Raw genomic sequence first — 13,017 nt, forward strand, 5'->3', positions numbered from 1 at the left:
TCGGTCAGAAATCAGGAAGCGAAGTAGCCGGTGAGCTGCATGCCGATGAGCACGAAGCCGGCCGTCATCAAGATGGTGTTCACGCCGTAGGCCTGGCGGTTGAAGGAAGGCAGCCGACGCCAGAAGCCCATCACGATCAAGATGCCGGCAAGCGCCAGAAGTTGGCCGAGCTCAACGCCCACGTTGAACGCAAGCATGTTGGGGACCAGCCCGTCCGGCGATAGCGAGAAGTCCTGAAGCTTCGTGGCCAGGCCGAAGCCGTGGAAGAAGCCGAAGACAAGGACTGCAATCTTGGTGTTGGGTTGCACGCCGAACCACCGCTTGAACGCGCCCATGTTGTCCAAGGCCTTGTAGACCACCGAGAGACCGATGATCGCGTCGACCAGATAGGCGTCGACATGAAAGCCGCCGAGCACGCCGAGCAGCAGCGTCGTGCTGTGGCCAATGGCGAACAAGGTGACGTAGATGCTCACGTCCCGCATGCGGTATAGGAAGAAGATCACCCCGAACAGAAATAGAAGGTGGTCGTATCCAGTCACCATGTGCTTGGCGCCAAGGTAGGTAAACGCGATCAGTTGCCTACCGGTGCTTTCTTCAAGGAAGGCCTGGTCTCCCTCGCTTACACCGTGCGCGAACGCCGCAAACGGCAGGAGGACTGCGGCAAGCATCGAAAGCCAAGCAAAGAGCTTGTTGGAAGAAGTCAAAGACAAGTTCCTTGTGCAGAAAGGGGACGGGTGGTTCATGAGGAGCGACTTTCCAGAACAGAATCTTCGCGGTGAACCAATCGATACAGCGCCGGCAGCACGAGAAGTGTCAGCAGCGTTGAAGAGATGATTCCGCCGATAACAACAGTGGCGAGCGGACGCTGAACTTCCGCGCCAGCACCGACGTTCAGGGCCATAGGAAGGAAGCCCAGACTCGCCACCAAGGCCGTCATCAGGACTGGCCGGAGGCGGGTAAGAGCACCTTCGGTGACAGCCTTGTGCAGGGGGACGCCTTCTTCCCGCAGGTTCTTGATGAAGCTGATCATTACCAGGCCATTGAGCACGGCAACGCCCGAAAGAGCGATGAAGCCCACACCTGCGGAGATGGACATGGGAATGTCGCGCAGCCACAGCGCCACCACGCCCCCGGTCAGTGCAAGCGGCACGCCACTGAATACGATCGCAGCGTCCTTCCCTGAGCCGAATGCCATGAACAACAATCCGAAGATCATCACCAGAACCACTGGCACGACGACGGACAGCCGCTTGCTTGCCGAGATCAACTGCTCAAACGTGCCGCCGTACTCGATCCAGTACCCTTCCGGCAGCTGGACCTCCTGTCCGACCTTGGTGCGCAACTCCTCGACAAAGGACCCTAAGTCGCGCCCGCGCACATTGCTTGTGATCACCACCCTGCGTTTACCATTCTCACGGCTGATCTGGTTCGGACCAGGCGCGATCTCGACCTTGGCCAACTGGCCCAGCGGCACGAAGCTGCGCTCTTGGCCTGTGCTCACCCCGGGCGCGACGGCCACAGGTAGTGACGCCAGTGTCCGGACGTCCTGGCGAAGGTTCTCCGACAGACGAACCACGATATCGAAGCGCCGATCGCCTTCGAACACCTGGCCGACCGATTCACCTCCCAGCGCCACCGAGATGGTCTTCTGCACGTCGTCAATGGCTACGCCGTATCGTGCAAGTGCATCCAGGTCCGGCGTGATCGTCATCAATGGCAGACCGGTGATCTGCTCAAGTTTCACGTCGGCCGCTCCCTGGATCTCACTGGCAACGTTCTCTACCTGGCTGCCGATGGTTGCCAGTTGCTCCAGGTCGTCGCCGTACAGCTTGACAGCAACCTCAGCCCGAACGCCCGCAATGAGCTCGTTCATCCGCATCTGCACCGGCTGGGTGAACTCATAGTTGTTGCCAGGAATGGCGCGAACCACTTTCTCGAGCTCGGCAACAAGCTGTGCCTTCGGCTTGCGCGGATCAGGCCATTGGTCCCGATCTTTGAGCATGATGAAGGTGTCGGCTACGGAGGGGGGCATGGGATCGGTGGCCACCTCGGCAGTGCCGATCTTTGCGACGACTTCATCTACCTCGGGGAACTGTTTGATCGCCGCTTCCAGCTGACGTTGCATGCCGATCGCCTGGGTCAAGCTGGTCCCTGGAATTCGAAGCGCATGCAAGGCGATATCGCCCTCATCCAGGTTCGGAATGAACTCGGTGCCGAGGCGACTTGCAAGCAGGCCCGCCAGGACGGTGAGCACCGCAGCAGAGGCCACCACTACCTTGCGTGCATTGACGGCACGCTCAAGCATCGGGCCATACACGTTGGTGACTCGGCGCATGGCTTTGGTTTCCTTCTCCGAAACCTTTCCCGTTACGAACTGAGCCACAGCGGCAGGCACGAATGTCAAGGACAGTGCCATGGCACCGGTAAGCGCGATGACCACGGTAAGCGCCATCGGGTGGAACATCTTCCCTTCCACGCCGGAGAGGGCAAAGATCGGGATGTAGACCGCCGCGATGATGAAAAGGCCGAACAGGCTTGGCTTGATCACCTCTGCACTGGCACTTGCCGCCAAGGAAAATCGTTCTTCCCGAGTCAACAAACGGCCCTGAAGGTGTTGCCGCTCGCCAAAGCGACGCAGGCAGTTCTCTACGATGATGACTGCCCCATCGACGATCAAGCCAAAATCCAGTGCGCCCAGGCTCATCAGATTCGCAGAGACGCGATTCTGGACCATGCCTGTGATCGTCAGCAGCATCGTCAATGGAATGACCGCCGCAGTGATCAGTGCCGCACGAAGATTGCCCAAAAGCAGGAAGAGCACCGCGATGACGAGCAAGGCGCCTTCGAGGAGGTTCTTCTTCACCGTCTCGATGGTCCGATCCACCAGTTCGGTTCTGTCATACACAGGATGCGCCCGAACGCCGTCAGGCAGCGTAGCGTCGATGTCCTTGAGCTTGGCCGCGGTTCGCTGAGCCACGTCCCGGCTGTTTTCGCCGATGAGCATGAACGCCGTACCAAGGACCACTTCGTTGCCATCCTTGGTTGCCGCGCCTGTACGAAGTTCGGTGCCTTCTACAACTTCTGCCAGATCGCCAACACGCAATGGCATGCCATCACGGTTAGCCACTACGATCTTGCGCAAACCCGCCATGTCGGCCACTTGGCCCGGCACGCGTACCAAGTACTGCTCACCGCTTTTCTCGATGTAGCCGGCACCCACGTTAGTGTTGCTGCGGGCCACGGCTTCGAGCACATCCTGCAGCGTCAGTCCGTATGCTTGGAGCTTCTTCGGGTCCGGCGTGATGTGAAACTGGCGAACATAGCCTCCGACGGTGTTGACCTCGGTTACGCCTTTCAAGTGGCGCATCTGCGGTCGGATCACCCAGTCCTGCAGCGTACGAAGCGCCATTGGTGTCCACGTCTCTTCAGCACCGGACTCCGCTTCCACGGTGTACATGAAGATCTCACCCAGGCCCGTCGCTACCGGTCCAAGGCTTGGCTTTAGTCCCACGGGCAATTGGGATCCCGCTTGCTGAAGTCTCTCTGCGACCTGCTGACGGGCGAAGTAGATATCTGTGCCATCTTCAAACACGACCGTGACCTGAGACAGGCCGTAGCGTGAGATGGAACGGGTGTATTCCAGCTTTGCCAACCCGGCCAACGCTGTTTCGACCGGGAAGGTGACCCGTTGCTCGGCCTCCAGCGGTGAGTAGCCCGGAGCTTCGGTGTTGATCTGCACCTGGACATTGGTAATGTCAGGAACGGCGTCGATGGGAAGCTTGCTGTAGTTCCAGATCCCAAGGCCTGAGAGGGCCAGGACCAGAAGGAGCACAAGCCATCTGTGCGCGATAGACGCGCGAATGATTCGCTCTAGCATGGTGCGTCCTTAGTGGTCGTGGCTTGCGCCGGACTTTTCGATGTCGGCACGAATCAGGTAGCTCTGCTCGGAAACGTACCGGGTTCCCGGCTTAAGCCCTTTCAGTACCTCCACGCGATCGCCATCGCGCCTACCCAGTTCAAGCATCCGCACCTCATAGCTGTTGCCCACTTGGGCGAATACCACGGTGAAGTCCCGAAAACGCTGCAGGCCCGATTCCTTTACTGTTAATGGAACCTCCGTTTCCGCGATGACGACTTCGGCGGATACGGCCATTCCTGGTCGCCACCTGCCCTCGCTGTTGGTAAGGGCCACACGTGCCACCACGGTCTGGCCAGCGCTGGCCAACGGAAGGATGCCCTGCAGCTTTCCCGTTGCTTCCAAACCGCCTGTTGCCGAGCGAATGGTCACCATCTGGCCTGGCGACAGTCGCTCGGCATCGCTTCCCAGCGCACGCAGGTCCACCCAGACCTCCGAAAGGTCGGCAATTTCAAACAGCGTGTTGTCGGCAGCGACATCGCCTACCGACGTGCTGCGCGCGAGTACGACTCCACTGAAAGGTGCCGTGACGGAGTAGGTCCGCATGCTGTCATTGCCCTCGACTGTGGCCAACGTCTGACCAGCCGAGACGCGTTGTCCCATCTCGACCGCCACACTGCGGACCACGCCAGGGAAGCGTGCCTTGACCGCAGCAAATCGGCCGGTGTCGACCGCGACGTTGCCCATGAGGGAAACGGTGTCCCGGATGGTCCCCGGTTCGGCGGACTCGACCACGACACCTGCGTCGGCAGCGGCTTTCGGATCTATCGTGGTGCGCCCTTCATAGGAGGCGTAAGACCAGGCGTAGTTCTTTCCACCCACCACCGCATCGGCTTTGACATCAAAGGAATGCGGCTCGACCACCTCCCCGCTGCCGACCAGGTAGTCCTTCTCTGGAATAAAGCTGAAGTTGTTGACTTCGCCGTCCAGACGCTTGAGTTGTATCGTCGCTTTGACTTCTCCAGGTGCCAGCGGTTTGTCGTTGCGATAGGCATACAGCCGGAAATGAGGCGGGGTATTGGTTTCGTAAACAGTTACTTCAAGGGCGAAGTCGCCGTCGCGAAGCATGCGACCGCGATGCGGCCCTCGCTCATAGTCGCCTGCGGTCGCAGCAGTGTCCTCTGGCTTTGCTCGTTGCGACGATTCGTTGCCACCGCACGCAGCCAGGGCAATTGGAAGCAGGATCAGGAATACGTATCGGTTCATGGGCGAATGTCCAAGGCAGAAACGGTGAGGCGGTCGGCCTCGACCAGGAGACGGAGATAGCGCGCGGCGGCTTCGACTTCCCGTTCGCGAAGATCGAAGAGCCTTTGCTGAGCCTGGCTGAGTACCAGGAAGGAGAAGCGTCCTTCCTCAAAGCCCCTGCGGCTCTGATCAAAGGCCTGCTGGGCCTTTGGCAACTGACGCTGGCGCACTGACTCCACTTCCGATTGCGCTTGCTTGAGCTGTTGGTAGATGCCAAACAGCTCCTGACGCATTTCCAGCATCTGCGCCTGGCGCCGGTATTTGAGAGAGGTGAGTTCGTAGTCCGCTTCAGCCACGGAGAAGTCCGATCGCCGACGGCTCCCCAACGGGACGGAGACGGACATCACCAGGCCGCTGTCCTTGGTGGCTTCCAGTCGGCGGATGCCGAGGCCAACGCTGACATCCGGCTTGGCGCTAGCGCGGGCGATCTCCCTCCTTGCATCTATAACTCCGGCTTGAGCGTCCAAGGCGCGCTGTTGTGGTGTCGTGGCGAGGCGCCGGCTCAGATCATCAAAATCATCCAGAGGGGGAAGGACCGCGGTATCCCCTGCAACCGAGCCGAAATCCGGACTTGGCGCCCCCCACGTGGCAGCCAGCGACATTCGCGCGCTTTCCAGAGCCTGCAATGCCTGCTCCCGCTTCAGCTCGGCATCGAGCAGGGCGATCTCGGCGGATCTCAGGTCCGAGTCGGGATTGCGGGCGGCCGCGACCCAACGGGCCACTTCACGGCGCATGGCGCTGGCCATTTTGATGCGCTCTTCGGCGTGCTCGACATGCTCCTGGGCGGCCAGCACGTCGACGAAACGCCCTGCGGCCAAAGTTGCGATAGCGATACGGGTGACGTCCGCTTCGCTTCGGGCAGCGTCCACCTCGGCGCCGCCGAGCGCTTGGCGCGCAGCCCGCTTCCCACCCAGTTCTAGAACCTTGGAGATGCGGAAGGTGGATTCGGCGGCGTCTAGGCCGCTCAGGCCGCCTGAGCCAGCCACGTTTTCAAGCTCGCCGCCCAGCACGAGCGGCGTAGGCAATGCCTCCCGGCCCGCCCGGCTTCTGACAGCTTCCAGTCGAGCGGTGTCTGCCTGGACGCTGGGATGGGTGCCGAGGGCGCGGGCGACCACATCCTCCAAGCGCAGCACTTCAGCGGCATGGCCAGGCACGGCCACACCGTAGGCGCCGGCTATGGCGAGCGCCCACAAACTACGTAATTTCACGGAAAATCTCCGACGATGGTCATGACGACGCGCTGCCGGCCAACATTGGGTGGACAGCGCGCTCAGGCCGCTACAGCGCGGCAGGTGTCGTCAGACGATCGGAGGTCTGAATGGCGAGCCGCGATGACCAGAGGGCTCATCGACGGAGTGCAGGCCGGGCAGTAAAGATGCCGGCGGAACAGTTGCTAGGTTCAGATTCGAAGACACCAGCATGCCGGCAAAGCTCACATCGGCCTGGTGAAGGACGCTGTGCACGCCCGATGCATGCTTCGGATCTACGTTGTCGCCAGTTCCAGGACCGTGTGAGTGCCCGTGCTCTGCCGTTGCAGCGATGTCGTGCTCGGCAGTATGGAGCTCGCCCTGTTGGATCACGATCGGCCGAACAACGACGCTCAACAGCATCAGCACGAAAAGGCTGAACCGGATGAGTCGACGGTGGCGGGCCGAGAAGGCGGACATGAAAGGAAGAATAGAGGCAGTCAAGCTGAGTTGTCGAGAGCCCTGAGTTGGAGCCCCCCCTGATCCAGTTATGGCTTGGCGCTCGAGGGAGGGCGTCGCTTAAGCCCACTCCGATCAGATCGCATTGCCTCAGGTATCGCCGCGCCTGCTGCCGCTTCTGGCCGATAGCGGCCGCCCAGTAAGGATGGTGCCGGCCAGAGGCTGGAACTGGGCCTCACTGCTCTCTGGAACCGCGTCCTCCAGGCTCGTTCCAACGTCGAATGGGGCCTGGCCCCTCTCTCAGGCGTTGGGCGATTCTGCGCTGCTTATGGGATTCAGTAAGACCATATCCGTACCACTAGGCTCACCGTTGGACTTTCAGGTTAAAAGGGCGCAGCGTTCGCTTCTCGCCCAACAGGGCCATTGATTTCGGAGAGCGCAGGTGAGCAGAACAAGTAATTCTCATCCACTGCAGATTGCGACGCTGCCTATCGGCGTGAATGGCGGTGCGATCGGCGTTACCTTTGCACCGGGAAAATATCAGGACGTCGCAATGACGGGGTCTTGGGCCCGAGACTTGGATATCGATCTGGCGTCGATAGTCGCGTGGGGAGCACAGCATCTGATCACGTTGATTGAGCCGTGGGAGTTCGAAGAGCTACGAATTACCTCCTTGGCAGAGCGTGCCAAAGCGCATGGCTTGATGTGGCACGGCCTACCGATTAAGGATGGTGCGGCTCCTGATGCACGGCTGCTTCTGCCATGGCAATCCACAGGACCCCAGTTCGCAGCCGAGCTCTTGTCCGGAAGCAGGATCGTGGTGCACTGCAAAGGAGGCCTAGGGCGAGCGGGGACCGTGGCGTCGATGCTTCTCATTGACACGGGCTGCGCTCCAGACGGCATCGATGCGATCGCTAAGGTGCGCTCGGTGCGCCCTGGTGCAGTGGAGACTGCGGAGCAGGAAGAATTCATCCTGAATTGGCCTGCTCGCAGAGCCTCAAGTCTGGGGGTAGTCGCAATGCCCGGCTAACCTACCCTTTACCGCCTTGGGCTGGAATACAAGAGGACGGAACTCCGCAGGTAGTCTGTAGGGAAGCCGCCGTAGGGGACGCAGTGCTGAACACTTTTCCTCGAACACATATAGTGCTGTTGCTCCTACTGCTTCGCCCGGCCCTCGCACGCATTCCTCAACCTGTCCCCGGGCCTGGACTTCGAAACCAAGCTGTTCGCCAAGACCAACGCGCCGCAGCTGCTGCGCAGGGAACTCTCGCGCCCGGCCTACACCCCGCAACCCATCGCGCTGGGCATCAACACCGACGCCTACCAGCCGATCGAACGCAAACTCAAGCTGACCCGCCAGCTCATCGAAGTGATGCTGGAAACCCAGCATCCGTTCTCGCTGATCACCAAGAACGCCCTGGTAGAGCGCGACATCGACCTGCTCGCGCCGCTGGCGGAGAAGAACCTGGTCAGCGTGCACTTCTCGGTCACCTCGCTCGACCCGCATCTTTCCGCACGGCTCGAACCCCGCGCCTCCGCCCCGCACGCGCGCCTGCGCGCCATGCGCCGCCTGCATGACGCCGGCATTCCAGTCGGTGTGATGGTCGCCCCGGTCATTCCCTGGATCAACGACGCCGAACTGGAGGCGGTACTGGAAGCCGCACGCGATGCCGGCGCCAGCACCGCCGGGTACGTGCTGCTGCGCCTGCCACTGGAAGTAGCCCCGCTGTTCCGCGACTGGCTCGACACGCACCACCCCGACCGCGCCGCGCACGTGATGAGCACCATCAACCAGCTGCGCGGCGGCAAGGACTACAACAGCGAGTTCGGCACCCGCATGCGCGGCGAAGGCGTCTACGCCGACCTGCTTTCGCACCGCTTCAAACTGGCGCGCCGGCGGCTCGGCTTCGACGCACAGAACAGCCATTGGCCGAAGCTGGACTGCACGAAGTTCGTGCGGCCGTTGCCGCCGCGCGAAGACTCACCACAGGGGTCGTTGTTCTAGGCGCGCGCAGGATCATCCCGGCTTCTGCGCCTGGTCGCGGCGGAACAGCTCCCATTCGTCCACCCGGGTGCCGTCCGGAAGATGACAGATGCCTTTCTGGTTCCCCTGCGCGTCCTTCTCGATCTCCACCTTGCCGCCCACCTTCTCACAGTGCACCGAGGCCGGGTTCGCCATTCCCACCTGGCTCTCGTGCACCTCCTGGCTCTGCTGGGAACACCCTGCCAGGCCCGCCACGGCAACGGCTGACAGCACGATCACATAGCTACGCATGACGCTTCTCCAGTGCGGCCGCCATCGGCTCGCCGCAGTCTGGAACCGTGCGCGTGAACGCTTCGTGGGCCGACCAGTAAATCTACTGGGCCCCCGGATGCACCGGCCCTGCGGCAGTATCCTGTCCCCATCCAGCCTCTGCGGGTGCGTCCTTGGGAGTGCATGTATGGGTCTGCTCGCGATTCTGATTTCACTGGCGCTGTTGATGTGGCTGGCCTACAAGGGCTGGAGCGTACTGCTGCTGGCGCCTGCGGCCGCGCTGCTCACTGCCATCCTCTCCGGCGAGGTGGTACTCGCCAACTGGACCACCACCTTCATGTCCGGTGCGGGCAGCTTCGTCATACGCTGGTTCCCGCTGTTCCTGCTCGGCGGCATCTTCGGCAAGCTGATGGACGACACCGGATCCATCACCTCCATTGCGAAGTACCTGACGAAGCAGCTTGGGGTGAAGCGCACCATGCTGGCCGTGGTGTTGGCCTCCGCGGTGGTCACCTATGGCGGGGTGAGCGTGTTCGTGGCGTTCTTCGTGCTGGTGCCGATGACGCGCGAGATGTTCAAGGCCGCCAACATTCCTTCGCGGCTGATGCCCGCGGCCATCGGCCTGGGCGCTTTCACCTTCACCATGTCGGCGATGCCGGGCAGCCCGTCCACCAACAACGCCATCCCCATGCCGTACTTCGGCACCACCACCTTTGCCGCACCGGGATTGGGCATCGTGGCCTCGATCATCACCATGGCGTTCGGCATGTGGTGGCTGCACCGCGCCGAAGCCAAGGCACGTACGGCGGGCGAGTCGTATACCGAAGACGATGGAAAGATCGTCATTCCGGAAAAGACCCGCGAGCAGGCCACGAACTCCGGCGACTTCGACCCGGCCGAACTGGAGCACGGCAAGCGCACCGACGACTACCCCTCCTTCATCGTCGCTGTCATGCCACTGGTCGTGGTCATCGTGGTCAACTTCCTGATGGCGCTGATCGTGCTGCCGCGCGTGGACTTCTCCGCGCTGGAAAGCGCGCCGTGGGGAATCGACGTCAACGCGTCCATAGGTGTCTGGTCGGTGCTGATCGCGCTGGCCACCGCCAACCTCACCGCTGTGGTGCTCAACTTCAAGCGCCTGCAATCGCTGCGCGAAAGCCTGGATGCCGGCGCCAACTCGTCCGCACTGCCTATCCTCACCATCGCCAGCCTGGTCGGTTTCGGCGCGGTGGTGGCGGCCATGCCCACCTTCGAAGTGGTGCGTGATGCAGTCCTGCAGATCCCGGGCGGCCCCCTGGTATCGCTGGTGGTGGCCATGAACTCACTTGCAGCCTTGACCGGTACTGCGTCGGGCGGCATGGCCATCGCGCTCAATGCGCTGGGCAGCGAATACATGCGGATGGCCGCCGAGTACGGTATCGACCCGGCGTTGATGCACCGGCTTACCGTGGTCAGCGCCGGCACGCTGGACGCGCTGCCGCATAACGGCACGGTGCTGCTGCTGTTGCAGATCAGCAAGCAGACCCACGCCAACAGCTACTTCGACATGTTCATGACGGTGATCGTCGGCGTGCTGATCTCGCTGGTGGCGATCTTCTTCCTCGGCGCCACATTCGGTTCCTTCTGAACCCAACATCGCTTCCGTATCTGGAGAGTCAGCCATGAAAACGTTGGTGAAGTTCCTCGCGGCCACATCGCTCCTGCTGGCCTTCCCCGCGTTCGCGCACGTCAGCGCGACCGACCACGCGCACACCGACTTCGCCGCAGGCCTGGCACACCCCTTCCTCGGGGTGGACCACATCCTGGCCATGGTCGCGGTGGGTCTTTGGGCGAGCACCCTGGGCAGGCGAGGACTGATCGCGGTGCCTGCCGCGTTCGTGGGGGTGATGGTGCTGGGCTTCCTGGCTGCGCTGGGCGGCCTGTCGCTGCCGTTGGTGGAGCCGGTGATCCTGGCGTCGGTGGCGGTGCTCGGGCTGGCCATCGCCTTTGCGCTGCCGGTGTCCCCGTTGTTCGGCGCTGCAGTCGCCGGCTTCTTCGGGTTCTTCCATGGCTACGCGCACGGCGCGGAAATCGGCAGTGCGCACATGCTCACCTACGGCGCCGGGTTCGTGCTCGCAACCGTGGTGCTGCATGCGGTCGGCCTGGGCCTCGGCGTGGGTGCCGGGCGTCTGATGAATGCCAGGGCCGGACGCCTGTCGCTGCGCGTGGCGGGGGGCGCCATCGCCGCCTGGGGCCTGCTGATGATGGTGGGCTGAAGCGGATTCCAGAACGTGGACTGCTTCGATCCCTCCTCTGCACTGCCCCTCCACCTGCTGCGGCTGATCAGCCCCAGCCAGCCGGTCGGCAGCTTCTCCTATTCCAGGGGACTGGAACCGGCCGTGCATGCCGGCGTCGTGCACGATGAAGGCACGGCGTCCTGCTGGATACTGGGCGTGCTGGAGCACAGCTACGCGCTGCTCGACGGCGCACTGTTCTGGCGCATGGCCCACGCTTTGGAGCAGGACGATGGCGCAGCGTTCCGATCAGCCAACGCGTGGCTGGCCGCCGGGCGCGAGAGCAGGGAGCTGGAGCTGGAGGACCGGCGCATGAGCGAGTCGCTGCTGCGCCTGCTTATCGACCTCGGCGTGAGGCGGGCCAGCGACGCTGCCAACGTGCGCCTCACCTACCCCGCGTCCTTTGCGCTGGCCTGCGCGCACTGGGATGTTGCGCCACCCACGGCGCTGCGCGGGCTGATGTGGAGCGTGGTGGAGGCCCAGGTCGCTGCCGCGATGCGACTGGTGCCGCTGGGGCACACCTCGGGCCAACGCATCCTGATTGCTTCGATGCCGGTCATCGAGCGCGCCGCTGGCCGGGCGATGACGGTGAGCGACGACGATATCGGCAACGTCTCCCCCGCGCTGGCGATGATGAGCGCGTGGCACGAGACCCAGTACAGCCGGCTGTTCCGCTCCTGATCAGGGCGGGGAGTGCGCGACGTGGCGCCGCCGGTTGTCTTCCGGCGTGGTCGACTCCGCCGGTGGTACCGGTACCAGCGCCTTGAACGCGTACTGCCCGATCAGCATCAACCAGGTCACGATCACGAACGACGAGGTCAGCACCGGCATGCCGATCGGCTTGAGGAAGATCGCCACCGACGCCCACAGCCACGCCGACACCGCTGCGCCGAACAGCGCATAGCAGAAGCTGCGCCAGGTCAGCACCAGGAAGATGCCCCCCAGCGCCATCGCGGTCAGCGCCGCGTTGTAGCCGAACAGGCCATCGCGGATCGCCCCTTCCGGGCCACCGAACAGCGCGGCGACCACCGTACCCACCACCGCGCCCAGCAGGCACATCCCCGCCGCAATGCGCGAATGCAGCGCGATGCCCAGCAGAATGATGTAGCCGGTGATCCAGTTGTCCTGGAAGAAGATCTGCCCCACCGACGCGCCGATGCCCATGTACCACGTGGGCAGCACATACGGCGCGACGTACGAGAACTGATCCGGCGACACCGGCTTGGCCATGGGCCCGGCCTCGATGGCGTCGAACTTCAGGATGGCGAACAGGAACAGCCAGCCGATCAGCACGAACGGCATGGTCAACGGCGCCACTTTGTGCGGGCCCAGCAGTGCGGCCAGGCTGGCGAAGGCCAGGGTGCTCATGGCCGCGCCGCAGACCAGGTAGACGAACATCGCAACGGACGGGACCGCGCCGCTCTGGAAGTCCTCACTGGTGAACGCAATCAGGGCGAGTGCCACCAGCGCGCCGTTGAAGCCGAACAGCCCATCGCGGATCAGCCCGCGGTCGGCCTTGAGGACGATTGCCGTCAACGTGCTGGCCAGCACGCCGACCATGCAGATGGCGGCGTAGATCCAGGAGTTGAACGCGATGCCCAGCAGGATGACCAGGCCGCTCCAGGGGTTATTCTGGAAGACGACCTGGCCGATCCCCCGCAGTGTCCAGCTGGCCACGTTCAT

General features: G+C 62.7%; 11 protein-coding genes and 1 pseudogene. 5 read left to right on the forward strand and 7 right to left on the reverse strand.

Going from position 1 to position 13,017, the window contains the following annotated elements:
* Window positions 1–11: 11 nt before the first annotated feature.
* The 5 genes from PDM28_RS00150 to PDM28_RS00170 all read right to left on the reverse strand — a co-directional run bounded on the left by PDM28_RS00150 (window position 12) and on the right by PDM28_RS00170 (window position 6,852).
* Window positions 12–743: a HupE/UreJ family protein gene (locus PDM28_RS00150; RefSeq protein ID WP_012478644.1), complete on the reverse strand. Its 732-nt coding sequence runs from the start codon at window positions 741–743 to the stop codon at window positions 12–14.
* Window positions 740–3,877 (reverse strand): efflux RND transporter permease subunit, encoded by a 3,138-nt coding sequence (locus tag PDM28_RS00155; protein WP_012478645.1) that lies wholly within the window; start codon window positions 3,875–3,877, stop codon window positions 740–742. The genes PDM28_RS00150 and PDM28_RS00155 overlap by 4 nt, the downstream gene beginning before the upstream one ends.
* Window positions 3,878–3,886: 9 nt before the next feature.
* Complete coding sequence (locus PDM28_RS00160) at window positions 3,887–5,122, reverse strand: efflux RND transporter periplasmic adaptor subunit (protein ID WP_005411786.1); 1,236 nt, start codon at window positions 5,120–5,122, stop codon at window positions 3,887–3,889.
* Window positions 5,119–6,369: a TolC family protein gene (locus PDM28_RS00165; RefSeq protein WP_311183300.1), complete on the reverse strand. Its 1,251-nt coding sequence runs from the start codon at window positions 6,367–6,369 to the stop codon at window positions 5,119–5,121. Before PDM28_RS00165 ends, PDM28_RS00160 begins: the two co-directional genes overlap by 4 nt.
* Window positions 6,370–6,459: 90 nt before the next feature.
* On the reverse strand, window positions 6,460–6,852 hold the full coding sequence (locus PDM28_RS00170; protein ID WP_229298500.1) for a hypothetical protein: 393 nt from the start codon (window positions 6,850–6,852) through the stop codon (window positions 6,460–6,462).
* Between the two features lie 397 nt (window positions 6,853–7,249).
* Between PDM28_RS00170 and PDM28_RS00175 the strand changes: the two genes are divergently transcribed.
* Window positions 7,250–7,837, forward strand: coding sequence for a cyclin-dependent kinase inhibitor 3 family protein (locus PDM28_RS00175; protein ID WP_012478648.1), 588 nt, complete (start codon window positions 7,250–7,252; stop codon window positions 7,835–7,837).
* Window positions 7,838–7,957: 120 nt separating this feature from the next.
* Window positions 7,958–8,812, forward strand: a pseudogene (locus PDM28_RS00180) (PA0069 family radical SAM protein); the annotation flags it as partial.
* A gap of 12 nt (window positions 8,813–8,824) precedes the next feature.
* On the opposite strand, the gene PDM28_RS00185 reads toward PDM28_RS00180, so the two are convergent.
* On the reverse strand, window positions 8,825–9,082 hold the full coding sequence (locus PDM28_RS00185; RefSeq protein ID WP_311183301.1) for a putative hemolysin: 258 nt from the start codon (window positions 9,080–9,082) through the stop codon (window positions 8,825–8,827).
* Window positions 9,083–9,248: 166 nt separating this feature from the next.
* On the opposite strand from PDM28_RS00185, the gene PDM28_RS00190 reads away from it, so the two are divergent.
* Genes PDM28_RS00190 through PDM28_RS00200 form a run of 3 tightly spaced genes read left to right on the forward strand, consistent with a single transcriptional unit; the run spans window position 9,249 to window position 12,015 of the window.
* Window positions 9,249–10,688, forward strand: a complete 1,440-nt coding sequence (locus tag PDM28_RS00190; protein WP_311183302.1) for a GntP family permease — start codon at window positions 9,249–9,251, stop codon at window positions 10,686–10,688.
* A 34-nt stretch (window positions 10,689–10,722) separates the two neighbouring features.
* Window positions 10,723–11,316 carry a HupE/UreJ family protein gene (locus PDM28_RS00195; protein ID WP_102946897.1) on the forward strand — a complete coding sequence of 198 codons (594 nt, stop codon included), beginning with the start codon at window positions 10,723–10,725 and terminating at the stop codon, window positions 11,314–11,316.
* A gap of 15 nt (window positions 11,317–11,331) precedes the next feature.
* A complete protein-coding gene (locus tag PDM28_RS00200; protein ID WP_102946898.1) occupies window positions 11,332–12,015 on the forward strand; it encodes an urease accessory protein UreF in 684 nt (227 codons plus the stop codon).
* Here the strand turns inward: PDM28_RS00200 and PDM28_RS00205 are convergent, their stop codons facing one another.
* Window positions 12,016–13,017, reverse strand: a complete 1,002-nt coding sequence (locus tag PDM28_RS00205; protein ID WP_311183304.1) for an urea transporter — start codon at window positions 13,015–13,017, stop codon at window positions 12,016–12,018.

This window comes from Stenotrophomonas aracearum (assembly GCF_031834615.1).
In the GTDB taxonomy this organism is placed as follows: Bacteria; Pseudomonadota; Gammaproteobacteria; order Xanthomonadales; family Xanthomonadaceae; genus Stenotrophomonas; species Stenotrophomonas aracearum.